This is a genomic window from Arundinibacter roseus (assembly GCF_004348825.1).
Classification (GTDB): domain Bacteria; phylum Bacteroidota; class Bacteroidia; order Cytophagales; family Spirosomataceae; genus Arundinibacter; species Arundinibacter roseus.
Genome location: NZ_SMJU01000012.1, coordinates 102,370 through 121,420, shown reverse-complemented (window position 1 = coordinate 121,420; position 19,051 = coordinate 102,370). Strand labels below are relative to the sequence as shown.

11 protein-coding genes are annotated in these 19,051 nt (G+C 47.6%); 10 read left to right on the top strand and 1 reads right to left on the bottom strand.

Going from position 1 to position 19,051, the window contains the following annotated elements; genetic code table 11:
• Positions 1 to 132: 132 nt before the first annotated feature.
• The 9 genes from EZE20_RS18335 to EZE20_RS18295 all read left to right on the top strand — a co-directional run bounded on the left by EZE20_RS18335 (position 133) and on the right by EZE20_RS18295 (position 15,477).
• A complete protein-coding gene (locus tag EZE20_RS18335) occupies positions 133 to 2,949 on the top strand; it encodes a triple tyrosine motif-containing protein (protein WP_132120389.1) in 2,817 nt (938 codons plus the stop codon).
• 173 nt (positions 2,950 to 3,122) lie between these two features.
• Positions 3,123 to 6,152, top strand: a complete 3,030-nt coding sequence (locus tag EZE20_RS18330) for a SusC/RagA family TonB-linked outer membrane protein (protein ID WP_132120378.1) — start codon at positions 3,123 to 3,125, stop codon at positions 6,150 to 6,152.
• Positions 6,153 to 6,173: 21 nt separating this feature from the next.
• Positions 6,174 to 7,664: a RagB/SusD family nutrient uptake outer membrane protein gene (locus EZE20_RS18325; RefSeq protein ID WP_132120376.1), complete on the top strand. Its 1,491-nt coding sequence runs from the start codon at positions 6,174 to 6,176 to the stop codon at positions 7,662 to 7,664.
• Between the two features lie 38 nt (positions 7,665 to 7,702).
• The gene (locus tag EZE20_RS18320) at positions 7,703 to 8,539 is read left to right on the top strand and encodes a LamG domain-containing protein (RefSeq protein WP_132120374.1); all 837 of its coding nucleotides are present in this window, start codon (positions 7,703 to 7,705) and stop codon (positions 8,537 to 8,539) included.
• Complete coding sequence (locus tag EZE20_RS18315; RefSeq protein WP_132120372.1) at positions 8,539 to 10,209, top strand: glucoamylase family protein; 1,671 nt, start codon at positions 8,539 to 8,541, stop codon at positions 10,207 to 10,209. Before EZE20_RS18320 ends, EZE20_RS18315 begins: the two co-directional genes overlap by 1 nt.
• Before the next feature lie 140 nt (positions 10,210 to 10,349).
• A complete protein-coding gene (locus EZE20_RS18310) occupies positions 10,350 to 11,702 on the top strand; it encodes a glucoamylase family protein (RefSeq protein ID WP_132120370.1) in 1,353 nt (450 codons plus the stop codon).
• 238 nt (positions 11,703 to 11,940) lie between these two features.
• The gene (locus tag EZE20_RS18305; RefSeq protein ID WP_132120368.1) at positions 11,941 to 13,284 is read left to right on the top strand and encodes a hypothetical protein; all 1,344 of its coding nucleotides are present in this window, start codon (positions 11,941 to 11,943) and stop codon (positions 13,282 to 13,284) included.
• A 448-nt stretch (positions 13,285 to 13,732) separates the two neighbouring features.
• Complete coding sequence (locus tag EZE20_RS18300) at positions 13,733 to 14,338, top strand: RNA polymerase sigma factor (protein ID WP_132120366.1); 606 nt, start codon at positions 13,733 to 13,735, stop codon at positions 14,336 to 14,338.
• Between the two features lie 53 nt (positions 14,339 to 14,391).
• Entirely contained in the window at positions 14,392 to 15,477 is a 1,086-nt protein-coding gene (locus tag EZE20_RS18295) for a FecR family protein (RefSeq protein WP_132120364.1), read from the top strand.
• 83 nt (positions 15,478 to 15,560) lie between these two features.
• Here EZE20_RS18295 and EZE20_RS24115 read toward each other — a convergent pair whose 3' ends face one another.
• Complete coding sequence (locus tag EZE20_RS24115) at positions 15,561 to 15,722, bottom strand: hypothetical protein (protein WP_165933518.1); 162 nt, start codon at positions 15,720 to 15,722, stop codon at positions 15,561 to 15,563.
• Positions 15,723 to 15,741: 19 nt separating this feature from the next.
• Here EZE20_RS24115 and EZE20_RS18290 point away from each other — a divergent pair, with 19 nt between their 5' ends.
• The gene (locus EZE20_RS18290; RefSeq protein ID WP_132120362.1) at positions 15,742 to 19,041 is read left to right on the top strand and encodes a TonB-dependent receptor; all 3,300 of its coding nucleotides are present in this window, start codon (positions 15,742 to 15,744) and stop codon (positions 19,039 to 19,041) included.
• The last annotated feature ends 10 nt before the right edge of the window (positions 19,042 to 19,051 follow it).

Below are 19,051 nucleotides of genomic sequence, written 5' to 3'. Positions count from 1 at the left end.
TCGTTTAAAAAACCGGGCCTGCTACTATTCCAAAAACTTGTCTTCGTCTTATAAGTAAACTTTCCGTTATAAAACCGTTGTTTACTTAGTTATCCAAACACAGACTGAAAATAACCCTGACAAGAATACTCTGTGAAAAAACTGCTTTCCATAATTCTCTTTTTTCAGATCTATACATGTGCATGTGAAGGCCTGGGACCTCAGGCAGTGGCGCGCGAAACTCCACCCATTCTGAACTATCCGCCGACGGCTTACAAAGCACACAAACAAAACTGGGCGCTTCACCAAAATGCCGATCAGTTTATATACGCTGCAAACTCAGATGGTTTGCTCGAATTTGACGGCTCGGTTTGGAAATTATATCCTTTCCCTGACGGACAAATTGTGCGCGCCGTTCTGTGCGACGATGCCGCGACAAAAGCGGGCAAGGGCCGGATTTACGTGGGTGGTTTTGGTGAATTTGGCTTTTGGAAAAAAAATGAACGGGGACAATTACGGTACGTTTCGCTCAGTAAAAATCTGCCATTTGCGAGCCTGAAAACGGAAGAAATTTGGAATATTCTGAAAACTCCCTCCTACATCTATTTTCAATCTTTCTCGCGCATCTACCGCTACGATGGCAAAAAAGTAGTAGAAATTGCCGCTTCCGGCAACTTCATGTTTTTACATTACGTGCAGGGGCGTCTGTTGATCCAACTCATTGGGCGGGGCCTGCATGAGTTAATTGGTGAAAAACTTTTTCCCATTCCCGGCACAGACAGCCTTGCTCCTGCATCCGTTTCTTCGATTTTATCCTTTGATCAAAAACGAATTCTCGTGGCTACGGCCAAGCACGGGCTTTACCTCATAGAAAATAATACGCTAACCCGCTGGACTATTCCTTTGGCTCCGGAGCTCACCCGCAACATTATTAATAAAGCCATAGTGCTGCGAAATAATCAGGGATTTGCCTTCGGCACCATTAAAAACGGGCTGTATATTCTGGATCAAAACGGGCAGTTGAAACTCAAAATCAATAAACAGAATGTCCTTCAAAACAACACTGTGCTGGCCCTGACCGAAGATCGGGCCGGAAATCTGTGGGCGGGTCTGGATCAGGGCATTGACCTGATCCGGCTGCGTTCACCGCTCCTGTTCTACAACACCGTGGGCAATCCCCTCGGCACAACCTACGCCGCGGCTTTGTGGAAAGGCAATTTGTATGTAGGATCAAATAATGGGGTTTTTGTAAAAAAATGGCTGTCTTCGGAAGAGTTTCGTCCCATTCCGGGGCTGGAAGGGCAAGTTTGGAATCTGAGCGTGGTAAACGACGAATTGCTTTGCGGACACAACGACGCCACTTTTCGCATTACGGAATCGGGCATTCAAAAACTATCAAATGTGACCGGAGGCTGGATTTTCCTTCCGGTTGTGCAGGCACAGGACACATTTTTGATTCAGGGTGCGTATAATGGCTTGCATGTATACAGGAAAATGGCCAACCACTGGACCTACGCCAAAGCCATTAAGGGCGTGCCGCCTTTGCCCATTCGGCAGATCGTGCAGGACGAGACGGGCGGCTTGTGGCTGGCGCATGCCTATAAGGGTTTGTACTATGCCCAACTAAATTCGCGGCTCGATTCCGTACTGCAATGGAAAGAACTCACAGCGCCAAAAGACATCAGCAGTACTTTTTCCATCGAAATCAATCGCTGGAAAAATAAAATTTATTTTCGATCCGGGCAAAGCTACTTTGAATCTGCCGCATCGGGAGAGCTAAAACCTGCCACCGATCTTCCACCCGAAACTGAGCCTTACAAGATCCGCACGGGGATTAGTCAGGAATGGTTCCGGGTATTTAACAACCGCGTTGAACTGCATAGTCCGTCATCCACCATCACAAGGCTGGATTTGTCGCTAATCCGAAATAGCGAAACTATTCTCGCGCTGGATTCTAGTTACTATTTCTTTTGTCTGGATAACGGCTACGCGCTTTACAACCGCAATCAAACCCGCAGCACTGCTACCACAGCCACTCGACCTGTATTAAGACGGGTGATGAATTTGCTGAATACGAATGAAGATTTTTCTCTAAAAAATGGTGAAGTAATTCCTGCTCCTACCCGCTCGCTGCGTATTTCGTATGCACTTCCGGTTTTTGGGCAGCCTGTTTATTATCAATATCGTCTCATGGGATTGTCGGAGCAGTGGTCTGATGCTTCGCAGCAAAGTTTTGTGGAATATACCAACCTGGCGCCCGGAGAGTACACCTTCGAACTACGAAGTTCTCAGAGTACAGCAACCGCAACCTACACCTTCACGATTGCACCTTTCTGGTACGAAACCCTTTGGGCAAAAATGCTGACGGTATTGGTTGGTTTAGTGATGATTATTGCGCTGGTGATTTATCAGGAGAAACGCTTTAAAGTTCATCGAAAAAAGCTCCTGGCCGAACAGGAAGAAAAACTTCGGCAGCATCGCCTGCTCAGCGAGCGGCGGATCATGGAAATTCAGAATGAAAATTTACAAAAAGAAATTAAAAATAAAAGTCAGCAATTGAGCAACGTAGCCATTAACGTAGTTCGTAAAAATGAAATTTTGGAAGAAATCAGGGACGAATTGCAACAGGTTAAAGAGGAACTGGGGCAGCAACTCCCCACGATCCACTATCAAAAACTGCTCAATAGTATTGAAAGAAATGTAGCCGGAAAAGAAGATTGGGTACTTTTTGAGGACAATTTTAATGAGATTCACGAAGAGTTTTTTATGCGATTACGCAACTTATACCCTACAATTACTCCTTCTGAACTTCGTCTTGCGGCCTGCCTTCGCATGAATCTTTCTACCAAAGAAATGGCTCCGGTTTTGGGAATTTCTGTTCGTGGTGTGGAAATAAAGCGCTACCGACTTCGTCGTAAATTGGGTCTTGATCCCGATGTAAACCTGGTTGATTATATGTTAGACATTTAAGCGCGTTGTATTATCCCGCTAAATAGTACGATTTACTGACCAATTCATTGGACATTTTCATGTGATGTAATAGTGATGTAGTGCTGCTTTTGAAAGTGCGCAGCATAGTATGATACCTTTGAGAACAATATTTTCTTATTAAAGTCATACTTGCATCAATAACTATTTAATCCATGAAAACGACAATACGCTCGCTGTTCGTGCTATTTTTTGCCTGCTGGTCTACACTCCTGCTTGCACAAACCCGCACGGTAACAGGTAAAGTTACGGGCTCGGACGGTTCGCCGCTACCGGGTGCCAGTGTCCTGATCAAAGGAACATCCACGGGAGTTCCAACTGATATGGACGGAAATTTCTCCATCTCAATTCCTTCGGATGACGCGGTTCTGGTTTTTTCTATGATCGGCACCGAACCTCAGGAAATAACCGTAGGCAATCAAACCTCGATTTCGGTAGTCCTGGCCGACGACGCCCGCATGTTGAGCGAGGTGGTGGTAGTGGGCTACGGCACGCAACGCAAACTGGATGTGACCGGCTCGGTGGCCAAAATTGAGGGTGCAGAAATTGCCCGGCAGCCTTCTATGAATGCCGTCAGTGGTTTGCAGGGAAAAGTGGCCGGGGTACAGATCAACAATTCGGGGAAACCCGGTGAGGCTCCGCAAATCCGAATCCGGGGTGTGGGTACTGCCTACGGTAGCCCAAATCCCCTGTATGTGGTTGACGGTGTGTGGTTTGATGACATTAGCTTTCTGAATTCTGCGGATATAGAATCCATGAATATCCTGAAAGATGCGTCAAGCCAGTCCATTTATGGCGTTCGGGCGGCCAATGGGGTTGTACTTATTACTACAAAGAAAGGGAAGTCGGGCCGTTCGGTGGTCAGCTACAACGGCTTTGTTGGCTTTCAGCGGGTTACCAATCCGCTCGCTATGGCCAACGCCAATCAGCACGCTCAGCTCATCAACGAACTAAGCAACATCAACGGCCAAAGCGACGTGCTGAATCCGGCAGATTTTGGCGAAGGAACCGATTGGTATCGGCAGATTCTACGCAATGCGCCCATTAGCAACCATCAGTTTTCGGTGAGTGGCGGGAGTGAGAAATCTACCTATACACTTTCATTGGGGTACCTGGATCAGGCAGGAATTGTAGAAAAAAATAATTTCAAGCGCTACACGGCCCGTCTGCAAAACGATTTTCAGGTTTCTAAAAATATCCGCGTAGGCTACTCGGCTACGGGTGCTTTCAGCGATTCGCAGGATGAAGCCGGAGGGATTTTCCGGCAGCTATACACCGCTTCGCCCATTGTGCCGGTGTACTACGCCGACGGATCTTACGGTGATCCGACGGATTATAATCTTGGCGATGGAGCTAATTTTAACCCGCAAGCCACCATTGATTTTTACAATCAGCGATCAAAAAGAACCCTGCTGACGGCCAATGCCTACGCAGAAGTGACTTTCCTGAAAGACTTCACCTTCCGCACCAGTTTGGGCGGGCGCTATTCGCAGGACGAAATCCGCAACTATGTTCCTGAATACGAGGCAACGTTTCGTCAGCGAAATACCACTAGTTCGTTGAGTTTTACCCGTCCACAATCGCGTTATTGGATTCTTGAAAACACCCTGACCTATACCAAAGAATTTGGGGATCATTCCATTACGGCACTTGCGGGACAATCCGCACAGCGTGATCAGTTTTATCAACTGACAGCGAGTGCCCTCAACGTGCCATTTACCCGCGAAGGCGATTTGTTTTTAACCCTTGGCGACACCGACAGCCGCAACGTTAACGATCAGGGCGATCTGGCAACCTACGCTTCGTACTTTGGACGGGTAAACTATTCGTTTCAGGATAAATATCTTATAAATGCTTCGTTGCGGGCAGATGGTTCTTCCAAGTTTTTTCAGGGGGGAAATGCCTGGGGATATTTCCCGTCCGTAGGGGCAGGTTGGGTAATCAGCAACGAGTCGTTCATGGCTGATCAAAGCATTTTTGATAATTTAAAACTTCGCGGAAGCTGGGGTAAAATCGGAAACGCCTCAGTTCCATCCAATCTTTCAACGCTCACAGTCGCCACCGGTGGTAGCTTAGCGGCCGTCTTTGGCGGGCAATTGTTTACCGGAGCAAGCATCAATTCCATTATTCCGCCCACCACCGTATGGGAACAGGGCGTCGGTACTGACGTTGGTTTGGAAGCATCTTTCTTACGCAACCGGCTTTCGGTTGAACTGGATTATTACATCCGCACCACACAACGGGCCATTTTTGACATTCCCGTGTTGAGTTCAATCGGAACAGCTTCCGGTAACATTATTGGCAATCAGGCTGATTTTCAGAACAAAGGATTTGAATTACTTCTCAACTGGCGCGATGACATTGGCGAAAATCTCAGTTACAGCATCGGCATTAACGGAAGCCTGAACGACAACACCGTACTTGCAGTGTCGTCGGGAGCTAACCCGATTTATGATGGCGGCGTGGGGCTTACCGGCGGCGCTTTGGCCACTCGTACCCGTGTGGGCGATCCGATTGGTTCGTTTTATGGCTACATCGTGGATGGAATTTTCCAGAATGAAGACGAAATCCGCAACTCAGCGCAACCCAACGCCAAGCCGGGCGATTTCAGATACCGCGATCTGAGCGGTACCGACGGACAGCCCGACGGCGCAATTTCCGGCCTTGATCGGCAGGTAATTGGCAATCCGAATCCCCGGTATACCTATGGTATCAATACCAACTGGAACTACAAAAATTTCGACCTTATGCTTGATTTTCAGGGTGTTGCCGGAGTTGACATTTACAATGCCAATTTGGGATGGCGCTTTGGAAATGAGAACTTTACGCAGGATTTCTTCGAAAACCGCTGGAATGGCGAAGGTACTTCCAATACGTATCCGTCCGCAAATATCGGCGGTGGTGCCAACTATTTACCCAATACATTTTTTGTGCAAAGCGGAAGCTACTTCCGGGTTAGAAATGCTCAGCTTGGATATACGCTGCCAGCCAAATTGCTGGAACGCATGAAAATGAATCAGGTACGTGTATACGCCAATGCGCAGAATGCATTCAACTTTTTTAGTTATAAAGGCCTTTCACCCGAAGTACGCGCCACCGGAAACCGCCCTACACAGGCTGGAATCGACGCCAATGTTTATCCGTTGTCGGCTACGTTCAATTTTGGTGTAAATGTTACTTTCTGACCCTTTTTGATTTAAACTACTATGAAAAATAAAGTAAAAATTTCACTCCAAAAAGCCGGAATATCTTTCGGGATTCTGGCGACATTGCTCGTGCCAAGCGCCTGCAATGAAAGTTTTCTGGACGTAGACCCGCAGGGAAGAGAGGCCGGAACTGTGTTTTGGCAAAGTGAAGAAGATGCTTCGCGGGCCGTGAATGCGATGTACGCCAATTTAAGAAGCTTCAACAACATTGCCTTTGGTGCCATTGCGATAGAAAGCATCGGTTCAGACGAAACTGAAAAAGGCAGTACAGCGTCTGACGCCACCTTTTTTAATGAATACGACCGATTTACCGTCGGTTCCAGCGATGGGCAACTCGGCGGTTTCTGGACCGGACAATACCAGAATATCAACTATGCCAATCAGGTACTTGACAACGTTCCCGGAATTTCCATGGATGAAGGCTTGAAAGCCCGCTTCCTGGCCGAAGCACGGTTCATCAGGGCCTACTCCTACTTCCGGTTGGTTCGTGCGTTTGGTGATGTGCCGTTGCGATTGAACGTACCGGCCGATGCCAGCGAGTATAACATTCCGCGCACTCCAAAAGCGGAGGTTTATCAGGCTATTGAAAACGATTTGACGCAGGCCGCTGCCGTGCTCCCCCTGAGCTACGGTCCGACGGACGTTGGTCGGGCAACAAAGGGCGCGGCACAGTCGCTTCACGCCAAAGTATCTATGTATCAGGGCAAATGGCAGCAAGTGTATGATTTAACCTCCGCTGTCATTAACTCGGGTCAGTATGGTTTATTTGCAAATTTTGAACAGCTTTTCCGAATTCCCAATGAAAATTCGGTAGAATCTGTTTTTGAAATTCAGAATGAACTTTTTCCGGGAAATCGCGATGCATCCAACTCACAATACTCTCAGGTTCAGGGCGTTCGCGGCATTGCCGGGGGGGGCTGGGGTTTTAATGTTCCCACGCAGGAATTGGTTGATGCCTTTGAAGAAGGCGACCCACGCCTGGATGCAACCATTATTTTCAGAGGTGAAACCACACCCGACGGCGACATCATCCCCGCCACGGGCGACAATCCCCGCTACAATCAAAAATCCTACGTTCCTTTTTCCCGCTTCATTACGGGATTCAATGAAGGAGCACAGCAAAACGTACGCGTGATTCGCTACGCCGAAGTTCTGCTGATGCACGCGGAAGCTGCCAACGAACTTGGCAATACGGCCGAAGCGCTCGCTTCGCTCGAACTGGTAAGGGCCCGTGCGCGTGGTGGAGATGAAGATATTTTACCGGAGGTGACTACAACCAATCAGGGCACACTTCGGGAGGCTATCTGGCAGGAACGCCGGGTTGAACTGGCGATGGAATTTGACCGCTATTTCGATGTCATTCGACAGGGACGTGGGGCCGAGGTATTTGGTCCGATGGGTTGGCAGGAAGGCAAAAATGAAGTGTGGCCTCTTCCACAAAACGAGCTGGACATCAGTGCCGGAATCCTGACCCAAAATCCTGGCTACTAATTTATTAAATCATTCATTGTCTGATTCTGAATAGTATTATGAAAAATAAATTAATCGTCACCGGGTGTTTCACCCTTCTTTCCGTCGGGTTATTTTCGTGCTACGAAAAATTCGATCCTGAAAGTTACGCACCGGCGCTATCCATTGGTGGCTTTACCTCTTCGCAGGAAATAGCCGCTGATAACCTGATTGCGCATTTTCCTTTTGATGGAAATTATACCGAACAAATTTCGGGCACTACGGGTGAGAATACGGGCACTTCCTTTGCTAACGGGATCAAAGGGCAGGCCCTCAAAGGTGCCAATAACGCCTATGTTCTCTTTGAACCTACGCAGGAAATCCTGAATCTCAACAGTTTTACGCTCGCTTATTGGGTGTACAGCCAATCGACTACTGACGCAGGTGGAATTATCGGCATGGTGGGGCTTTCGTCGGAAGATAGTTTTTGGGGAAATATCGAGACATTTTTTGAAGGAGGTGCTACCAATACCAACGGGAAATTCCGGGCGCATATTCAAAATGGCGATAAAGACACCTGGGTGTCAAAGGATGGAATCGTGAACGTATTTGATTCCTGGAACCACCTGACACTCACCTACGACGCCCCAACTTCCACCTTTACGCTGTACGTCAATGGCGCACGGTCGGCCACGAGTACGGTGGAAGACTTCGGAGATTTAGACTGGAAAAATCCGGGAAAAATGGTCTTCGGTACGGTTCAGTTTCAGACTACCCCGAGCCTTACCTCAGCCTCCGGCGCACAGGATTGGGCGCGTTTTTTGACCGGCTCGCTGGATGAAGTCAGAATCTACGACACGGCCCTGAAAGCCAATGAAGTAGATGCTCTTGTAAAACTGGAAGCACGCGGAAACTAATGCAAAAACAACCCCTGATTGTTTTATTACTACTAATAGTTCTTGGATTTTCCTGTTCAAAACAGGAAAATCCAGGTCCTAATGTACCCGTAGTTCCGTCATCGTTTAGTCTTGACCGGTTGCGGGTAAACGGGCAGTTCAGCGGGTTTTCCTATGAAGATATTGGACCAACTCCTGAGTTAAAATTTACCTTCACTGCACCTATTTCCAAAGAATCTCCTCAAAAAGGCATTCAATGGAAAAAACATACGGGTGAGCAGATTCCATACACGCTAACCTTTGAAAATGGCGACAGTACGCTTACGCTGTCGGCAACCAAACCATTGGATTTTCTTTCCGGCTATACGCTTTCATTTCTGCCTGCGCTCGAATCCCGCAGTGGCGGAAAACTGCGGGCTGCCTTTGCAGTAGAGCTCGCCACGAGAATTGACTCAACCGACAAATTTACCCGCATCACCGACGAAGCACTCTTAACGCTGGTACAAAAACAAACCTTTGCCTATTTTTGGGACTTTGCGCATCCGGTCAGCGGACTCGCCCGCGAGCGAAATACCTCCGGCGATCTGGTAACTTCCGGCGGTAGCGGTTTTGGCATTATGGCCATTCCAGTGGCTGTCGAACGGGCCTTCATCACCCGGCAGCAAGGACTGGAACGAACACAGAAAATAGTAACGTTTCTAAAAGATAAAGTGCAAACCTTTCACGGCGCGTTTCCGCATTGGCTGCATGGAGGCACGGGGGAAGCCATTGCATTCAGTGCCAAAGACAACGGTGCCGACCTGGTCGAAACGTCTTTTCTGATGCAGGGATTACTCACCGTACGCCAATATTTTGATTCGGCCGATCCGCAGGAAGCGGCCTTACGTGCCGATATTAATTCTTTATGGAAAGCCGTAGAATGGTCCTGGTTTCAGAAAAATAAGGAACCCGTCCTTTACTGGCATTGGAGTCCAACCTTTGGCTGGGAAATGAATCATGCCGTCCGGGGCTGGAACGAAAGCCTGATTACGTACGTGCTGGCGGCCGCTTCGTCGGAACACTCCATTGAACCCGAGGTATATCATCAGGGATGGGCGCGTAACGGAGCGATGGCCAACGGAAACACATTTTTTGGTCATCAATTACCCCTTGGAGAAAATTTGGGTGGACCGCTTTTCTTTGCTCACTATTCTTTTTTGGGATTAAATCCAAACGGATTAACCGACCGATACGCCAATTATTTTACTCAAAACAGAAATCATTCCCTGATCAATCAAGCCTACTGCATCCAAAATCCGAAAGGGTTTCGTGGGTATAGTGACGAATGCTGGGGCCTGACTGCCAGCGATATTCCAAATGGCTACACGGCAAATTCGCCGACCAACGACCGGGGCGTTATTACGCCCACAGCGGCATTGTCTTCTATGCCCTACACTCCCGAAGAATCCATGAAAGCGCTGCGGTTTTTTTATTACAAACTTGGGGATAAACTGTGGGGACGCTACGGTTTTTATGATGCGTTCAGTTTGCACGAACGGTGGTTTGCCGATTCGTACCTTGCCATCGATCAGGGTCCCATTGTGGTAATGCTCGAAAACCATCGTACGGGTCTTCCCTGGAAATTATTTATGAGTTGTCCGGAAGTAAAAGCAGGATTAACAAAACTTGATTTTGAAAGCATGGCGCGATAAGTAGCTGTTAGCTTTTAGGTTATTAGCCGTTAGGGCTTATGTTATTGTAAATCAATACTTTGTGATAATATTAAACATAATATAATTTTGCTCAAATACTTAATTGCGCCAAAAACAATTAGTTACGATTCTTATATTCTATGAAAAAGATATTTTTCTGTCTCATTGTGGCTACCGTTTTACTACGGCCGGAAGGTATTCTGGCACAAAAAAAGACAATAGCCAACAAGCCTTTTGACCCCAAAGATCGACCTAAAAACCTATCGGATGATGCCTTGATGGAGCTTGTTCAGAAACAAACGTTCCGGTATTTCTGGGATTTTGCGCATCCTGTCAGCGGACTTTCGCGGGAGCGTAGCAACGCCGCCTACGACTATGGCGATGAGGTAGTTACCTCTGGCGGAACGGGTTTCGGAATTATGGCCATGATTGTAGCCTCCGAACGAAAGTGGCACCCGCGCGACAGCGTGGCCAATCGTCTGTTGAAAATGGTTAAATTTTTAAGCAAAGCCGATAATTACCACGGGGTTTTTCCGCATTGGCTCAACGGCGCCACCGGAAAAACAATTCCTTTTAGTCGGCGTGATGACGGCGGCGATTTGGTAGAAACCTCTTTTTTGATGCAGGGGTTACTATGCGCCCGACAATACTTTGATCAGGATACACCCGTGGAACGCGAACTCCGCAGCCGCATTGGCTGGCTCTGGAACGAAACCGACTGGAACTGGTACACGCGCGAAAACCCAAACCAACTCTACTGGCATTGGAGCCCAACTAACGGCTGGGCCATGAATTTTGAGCTTCGCGGATACAACGAAACCCTCATCACCTACGTACTGGCGGCTTCGTCGCCGCAATATCCTGTTTCGGCACAGGTATATCACAAGTGCTGGGCCGTGAGCAATAACTTTCTGAATGGCCGCAGCTACTACGACATCACGCTGCCGCTGGGCTATCCCTTCGGTGGCCCGCTGTTTTTTGCGCATTACTCCTATTTGGGACTGGACCCGCGCAATCTCAAAGACCGCTACGCTAACTATTGGGAGCAAAATGTGAATCATACGATGATCAACTATCGTCACTGCGTAGAAAATCCGGGGAAGTTTAAGGGGTACGGAGAAAGTAGCTGGGGGCTGACCGCAAGTGATACGTATAATGGTTACAATGCACATTCACCTACCAACGATTTCGGAACCATTACGCCCACGGCAGCGCTCTCTTCTTTTCCATACACACCCGAACAATCCATGAAAGCTTTGCGGCATTTCTACGAGACAATGGGTGATAAGCTTTGGAGTGAATATGGCTTTATTGATGCTTTTAACGAAACCCAAAATTGGTACGCCGATTCGCACCTTGCGATTGATCAGGGACCCATTATTGTGATGATCGAAAACCACCGCACCGGTCTGCTCTGGAATTTATTCATGCAGGATCCTGACGTGCAGCGAGGATTAAAAACCCTGGGTTTTGAAAGCCCCGCACTCCGTTAATTACGTACACTTCACCTCGAACAGGAAATGGAGCCGGCAAAAATACCGGTCTCCATTTTTTATGTTATATTCCATCTCAATTTATATAATTAACACTTTATAGATACAACTTGCGTTATATGCGCTATAAAAGCTCCTAAAATTGATTCATCCGCATGCCTTTTCATTTTAGTTCTCTACTTTTGTCCCTTCGTAGCCAACGGGAACGCTGACGTTACGGGGGAAATTAAAACAACACATGAAACAAAATCTGAAATTCACTGCGTATATATTCGCAATAGTGGCAATTCTGCACTTTGGGCAAAACTTCATCCTGCGTTTTTTGGTAGGCATGAATCAGTGGCTCATCGATCACTTTGGGGGCCTGGTCACCTATCTCAAACTCTTCCTTCTTCTGTTTTGGGTATTAGGTGTTACGTATCCACTCTGGAAAAAAACTTTCAAACATTCGGTTGCTTTCCGCTTTTTCATTATCCTGATTATTCCGTTCATTCTGTACGCGTGGAGCCTGCGGATGCAGATGCTACCGATGTACAATCTCGCCAAAGAACGCGGGGAAAAGGTCGGGAAAGTTTACGTAAATGACGACAAACTTGGTTACAAACACCTGCCAAATTCCACAGGTTATCGTCTGCTTGGATTTAGAGATATTACCATTTATCATGACGACAACGGCAACCGTGTTCCGGTTGGATACAAACCTACCGGCAAGCGGCCGTTGGTGCTTTATCTGGGTTGCTCGGTGAGTTATGGCGACGCCTGCTTTGCCGACAGCACCTTTGCGCATTACGTTCAGCAGCAGCTAGGCGGGGACTATGTCAACGCAGCCACGAGTGGTTACGGACTTTCTCAGATGGTATTGAAGGCCGAAGAGTTGATTCCAAAACTAAAACCTGACTACGTCGTGACGCAGTATACGTCATGGTTGGCACATCGGTCAATGGGTCAGTATCAGAACTTTCTCGGCGGCACGTTTCCGATTCCTTATTTTAGTGATAATGGACTTGAAATGCCCGTTTTCTCGCCCCGTGGCCTGCGTATTCCTCTGGCAGATTTCAAAAATACTCCGCGCTCGTTGTGGGATTTTACCAAGTTTTACATTCGTGTGGCTCCTACGCTGATTTACGAAGATGTAATGGAACTGGTTACGAAGGTAAAAATGCTGTTTGGAAGCATCCCTGCCCCAACGACCGACGAGCTGAAAGTGGAACAGATTGGCTACAACCGTATTGCGGATGTTTGCGAAAAGAATGGTGCTAAAATGCTGGTTTGGACTACGGGTACTGGCTTTGGCTACCGCACCAAACTACCGCCAAGCTTGATTTATGAGCGCAAAATCCCAATTATTTATGCAGATACGGCGCTGATTAACAAGCACAACGTAAAAAATGGCGATCAGTATGGCCGCCTGTACGGGCACTGGTACAAGCCTAACGGTACGGATTCGGTCATGGCTGACGGGCACCCAAATCCCTATGCGCACAAAATAATAGCCAACGAAATGTACCGCGTTATTACGGGCGATACGGCCGTAGCTGACACCACGCTAACTAAACTTCAAGTGCTTAAAACGAGCAAGTGATCCATTAACAGTAGCGACGACAACAAACCACCAAGAGGCGGTCTCATCTGAGGCCGCCTCTTGGTGGTTTTGGGGAGTCTCGTCATGTAGTTTCTGATCGGAGAGATAGTGACAACACTTTTACCGTCCTCATCAAAGCTCTTTCAGGAGCAGCTTATTGACCTTAAATTAGGCTCGCTGCAACCGGAGCTAAATCTGCACAATGCAAGGGACAAAAAACTATAAACCCCTTCTCCTCAAAAATCAACTCACTAGTCAGTACCCTGTTAAATTCTTGCCTAAAAATACTGGGTCAGAACCTTCCCGAAAAATATTTTAAAAATTTTCAGAAAAAATAGGATTAAAAACCACTCCCCCTGCCATTGGTACATAGAGACTTGCAGGAAGAAAAATGAAACCGCTGGTACTATTTTTTTAGAAAAGTAACCAAACTAACCGAGCGAAACGGGTGCTATCCAAATCACAGAACAAAGCTTTATGGAATGCATTTCGGGAAGGCAACCGCGAGGCCTTTCAGCGAATCTATGAACTTCATTCCCGTGAATTGGTAGGTTACGGCTATAAAATCACCAGCAATGTACAGCTTGTGGAAGACAGCATTCATGATCTGTTTATTGAATTATGGCAAAGCCGGGCAAACCTGTCAGAAACCGATTCTATAAAATTTTATCTGTTCCGGTCGCTGCGCAACAAAATTCAGCGGGTGCAGCAGAGAGACGTTTTTTACAACGCCACAAGCATGGATATGCTCCCGGAGGTAGAAGAAGAGGATAATTTTATGGAGCAAAAATGGCTCCGGCCCGAAGGACAGGAACAGCTCTATCGACAGCTCCGGGAAGGGTACCAACAACTGAGTCCTCGCCAGCAGCAGGCCATTGACCTGCGGTTTACGCACCATTTCAGCAACGAAGAAATTGCCCGAATCATGGGCATAAACTATCAGTCGGCTTGTAAATTTATTTATTCGGCATTGAAAATTCTGCGCGAAACCGTCCGCATTTTTTGTGTGAGTTTACTTTTGCTTTCCAGTTTCTTAACCCAACGTCTTTTTTAAAATAGTCACAAATTGTAACTCTAATTTCGTACAATAACGCATTTTTTATAAAAATGAATTACGACCAATACCTCGCCGAAGACTTTGCCGCAGACGACTACTTCAAGGAGTGGGTGTGCGAGCCTACGCCCGAAACTCAGGCATTTTGGCAGGCGTTTTTGGCCGGATATCCCGAGCGTTACTATCAGGTGGAGGAAGCCAGACGTTTGGTAATTGGACTAAATGGCATCGATCGTGCTGCGGCAGTGCCCGAGTGGCAGGTCAATCGGCTTTGGAGTCGGATTGAAGAGTCGATTGCTACTCTTGAAGCACCCTATCGACAGCAGCTATGGCGTCGTGACTATGTTCTTCAACTCGCCGCGGCGGTGGTACTACTGCTTGGTACAGGATGGGGTTATTACGTTTGGCAAGAGCAGGAAAAAGCGTCGGACAGTCCTGTGGCGGAACAATCGACTTCGCCAGTTTGGGAAGAAGCTGTAAATGAAGCCAACAAAACAATGACGATTCAGCTGTCGGACGGCAGCACGGTACGGCTTGAAAAAAACAGCCATCTGCGCTACCCCAAAGACTTTGAAGGAACTGAACGACAGGTTTACCTCACGGGAGATGCATTTTTTGAAATTCAGAAAAACCCGAACCGCCCTTTTCTGGTATATGCCAATGGACTGATTACCAAAGTTTTGGGTACAAGTTTTTATATTCATGCCCATCAGGAAGCTCCCGACGTAACGGTATCGGTACGGTCTGGGCGCGTGTCGGTATATGCGGATGTACCTAACCCAAAGGCTGACCCCGAAGCAGGTGGCGTGGTGTTGACTCCCAATCAAAAGGCTATTTTTCAACGCAAAGATGCAAGCATCAGCAAGTCCCTGGTAGAAAAGCCCATTCTGCTGATGGAGCGTGCGCCAGCTCAACTGTTTGCTTTTGAGTCGGCTTCTGCGCGGCAGGTATTTGACGCTCTCGAAAAAGCTTACGGCGTAGAAGTACTATTTGATGAGGAATTGATGAAAGAGTGCCAACTCACGTTGAATCTGACGCACGAGAATTTGTATCAAAAGCTTGAAGTAATATGCAAAGTGCTGGGAGCTGAGTATAAACTCATTGATGGACAGATTATTATATATAGCCGGGGGTGCTAAATCTTTTACTGAATAAAATATTCCTACCTATTTAACCTGACAAATTTTTATATGAAAAAACAGCCTGATCCGCCCTTCGGGCACTAAAAAAGCATCAGCAATGCTCGCAACACTGCTGATGCCCGACTTCCTCCGGTTAGATCTTCCAAATCATCCATCGCCCGTTTCCAGGCGTGTTCGGAGGTGTTTTTGCCAATCAATTCACAAAAACAACCAAACCTAATGAAAAATTCGGTACGTTTCAAACTACTCTTTTACCACCTTATGAGAATTTCACTGATGCAATGCCTTATGGCAGTGATTTTTACGGGTGTTACCGTGGCTCACGATGCATCGGCTCAGGAGTTGCTGCAAAAGCGCCTGAGCCTGACCATTGAAAATCAGGATGTCCGACAGGCATTGTCCGTCATTGAGAAGAAAACCAACGTTCGGTTTGCGTATCGGCCACGGCTGATACCCACCGATCAAAAGGTGACGCTCGTCTGTACCAATGAACCATTGGAAGTAATTTTGAATAAAATTACACAGCCCTTATCACTAACGTATGAGGTAGTGGGTCAGCAGATTATTTTATCACCAAAGCCAACTTCATCAGCTGTACAGGAATTGGCGCCTCGCTCGCTTCCCGCTCCGCTAGACCGCACCCTGACCGGAAAAGTAACCGATGAAACCAACGCCGGTTTGCCCGGTGTAAGTGTCGTAATCAAAGGAACATCCCGCGGCACAACCACAAACGCAAACGGGGAGTTTACGCTTACCATTCCTGAAAATACTGCGACGACAACAACCTTAGTTTTCAGTTTTGTTGGGTACAGCAGCCGGGAGGTAGTCGTCGGCAGCCAATCGAACCTTGCCGTTTCGCTGTCGCCCGAAAGTACTGCCCTCAATGAAGTGGTGGTAGTGGGCTATGGAACCGTAAAAAAAAGCGATTTGACGGGTTCCGTGTCACAAGTTAAGTCCGACGAAATCAATCAGTTCCCAACGGCCAATGCCTTGCAGTCGCTCACGGGCCGGGCAGCCGGGGTTCAGGTTACACAAAATTCGGGTGCCCCGGGTGGCGCAATCAGCGTCCGGATTCGGGGGACAAACTCCATTCAGGGCAGCAACGAACCGCTCTACGTGGTGGATGGTTTCCCGATTTTTGGCAGCAATCCAACGGTTCTGAACAATGCAGATATTGAGAGTATCGAGGTTTTGAAGGATGCTTCGGCAACGGCCATCTATGGATCAAGAGGCGCAAATGGCGTTGTAATTATTACGACCAAGCAAGGCAAAAGCGGCACAACCAAAGTTGATTTTGAAACCAGTTACAGCGTTCAAACCCTACGCAAAAAACTGGATTTGATGAATGGCCGCGAATACGCAACTTTTTACAACCAACAGGCGCAAAACGACCGACTCGCTCCGTATTTTACTCAGGATCAAGTCAACGGATTTGGGGACGGCTACGATTGGCAGGATTTGGTGTTTAGAAAAGCGCCTATGAAAACCACCGCCCTGAACATCAGCGGCGGAAATGACAAAACACAATTTTCGGTGTCGGGAAGCTATTTTGGTCAGGAAGGAATTATTAAAGGAAGTGATTACAACCGGTTTTCGCTCCGAACCAATATAAATCATAAAATCAGCAACAAATTTAGCCTGAATTTTAGCTCTACGCTTTCCAAACTTCGGACCGACCGTCGGGATAGCGAGGGTGGTTCGCGGGGAAATTCTATGATTTCGGCGGCTATTTCGGCACCGCCCACGCTCACTCCCTACAACGAAGACGGCAGCTACCGTGTACTTGCCATTGCGTATCCTTTTGTGGCCACGGACCTGATTAACCCGCTGAATTTTATCAATGAACAAACGACACAGATCAACGCCAACCGGATTTTGTCTAATGCGGCGCTGATTTTTAATCCAATTCCGGATATCACAATCAAAATTGCGGGCGGAATCGAAAATGCTGATGACCGAACCGACAACTATACCACACGTAACTTTTTCAATTCACCCGGCCGGGCAAGTGTAAGCAGCTATCAGTTTACAAGCCTGCTCAATGAGAACACCATTAGTTACAACAAAACAATCGCCGGTGTACATTCCATTGCCTTTGTTGCGGGTGTAACCTATCAGGATTTCCTGACCCGCACTCTGGGTGGAAGCGGCAACGGGTTTTTGAGTGACATCACCGAAACCTCCGATTTGGGCTCAGCAATTACGCCCGGTATACCGTCATCAGGCTATTCCAAATCCGTGTTGATTTCGTACCTCTCCCGACTAAATTATAGCTACAACGACAAATATCTCGTCACGGCAAGTATCCGTCGCGATGGATCTTCGCGGTACAGCGAGGGTAATAAATGGGGGTACTTTCCCTCGGCGGCCGTTGCCTGGAAAATTTCCAATGAAGAATTTCTGAAAAACAGTACGTCTATTTCGGAGTTGAAACTTCGGGCAAGTTGGGGCTTAACGGGCAGTCAGGCCATAAATGCCTATGCCACGCTGAACGAGTTGAACTCTGGTCGTACCGTTTTTGACGATGCCATGTATACTACCTTCACGCCTGGCACTCGTCTGCCCGGTAACCTGCGCTGGGAAACTACTGCCCAAACAGACATTGGTTTGGATGTCGGAATACTCAATAATCGCCTTCTGTTTACGGCAGATTATTACATCAAAAATACCCGTGACCTGCTCAGTACAGTTGTGCTTCCTGCATCTTTGGGTTTTACTTCTACCATTCAGAATATCGGTGCAGTACAAAACAAAGGACTGGAATTGGGCCTGAACGGACGAATTTTTACGGGCGAATTTAAGTGGGACCTGAACGCAAATTTTGCCATCAATCGCAACAAAGTAGTTACACTGTATGATGGAAATGATATTCTGGGTGGTTCTGTGAATGTAGTCGTTGTGAACGATGCATCCAACATTCTGCGCGAAGGACACCCGATTGGAAGTTTTTGGGGCTATGTAGAAGATGGCTATACCGAGCAAGGGCGCATCAAATACAAAGATTTAGACGGAAACGGGACGATTAACCAAAATGATAAAACATTCATCGGGGATCCAAACCCGGATTTTATCTACGGAATCAATTCCACAATGTCCTACAAAAACTTTGATCTTTCGCTCTTTATTCAGGGCGTGCAGGGCAACGACCTTTTCAACGTCAGCTCCATTATCAACACAATCGACCACGGCTTTGGCCTGAACATGACCCGCGACGTGCTTCTAAATAGCTGGACTCCTGAAAATCCGAATGCAAAGTACCCGATCATCAGCCGCAACACCAACTCACGGATTTCGGATCGTTTTATAGAGGATGGCTCTTACCTGAGGTTCAGAAATATTCAGTTGGCCTACAATGCTCCCGTGAGCAAATGGGGCATTGGCTGGATGCGCAACCTGCAACTGTATGTCAGTGGGCAAAATCTGCTGACTTTCACAAGCTATTCGTGGTGGGACCCGGAAGTGAACTCCCGCGGTGGCGGCAACTCAACCTCACAGGGCATTGACCACAACAGCTACCCGACGGCAAAGTCCGTGACGGCCGGTATTCGGGTGGGATTTTGAGGGTAGGTTC

What these genes read in the sequence shown, in the direction of transcription:
- EZE20_RS18330 (WP_132120378.1), top strand. Translation starts at nt 3,123, where the DNA reads ATGAAAACGACAATACGCTCGCTGTTCGTGCTATTTTTTGCCTGCTGG.
- EZE20_RS18325 (WP_132120376.1), top strand. Translation starts at nt 6,174, where the DNA reads ATGAAAAATAAAGTAAAAATTTCACTCCAAAAAGCCGGAATATCTTTC.
- EZE20_RS18320 (WP_132120374.1), top strand. Translation starts at nt 7,703, where the DNA reads ATGAAAAATAAATTAATCGTCACCGGGTGTTTCACCCTTCTTTCCGTC.
- EZE20_RS18315 (WP_132120372.1), top strand. Translation starts at nt 8,539, where the DNA reads ATGCAAAAACAACCCCTGATTGTTTTATTACTACTAATAGTTCTTGGA.
- EZE20_RS18310 (WP_132120370.1), top strand. Translation starts at nt 10,350, where the DNA reads ATGAAAAAGATATTTTTCTGTCTCATTGTGGCTACCGTTTTACTACGG.
- EZE20_RS18305 (WP_132120368.1), top strand. Translation starts at nt 11,941, where the DNA reads ATGAAACAAAATCTGAAATTCACTGCGTATATATTCGCAATAGTGGCA.
- EZE20_RS18295 (WP_132120364.1), top strand. Translation starts at nt 14,392, where the DNA reads ATGAATTACGACCAATACCTCGCCGAAGACTTTGCCGCAGACGACTAC.
- EZE20_RS18290 (WP_132120362.1), top strand. Translation starts at nt 15,742, where the DNA reads ATGAGAATTTCACTGATGCAATGCCTTATGGCAGTGATTTTTACGGGT.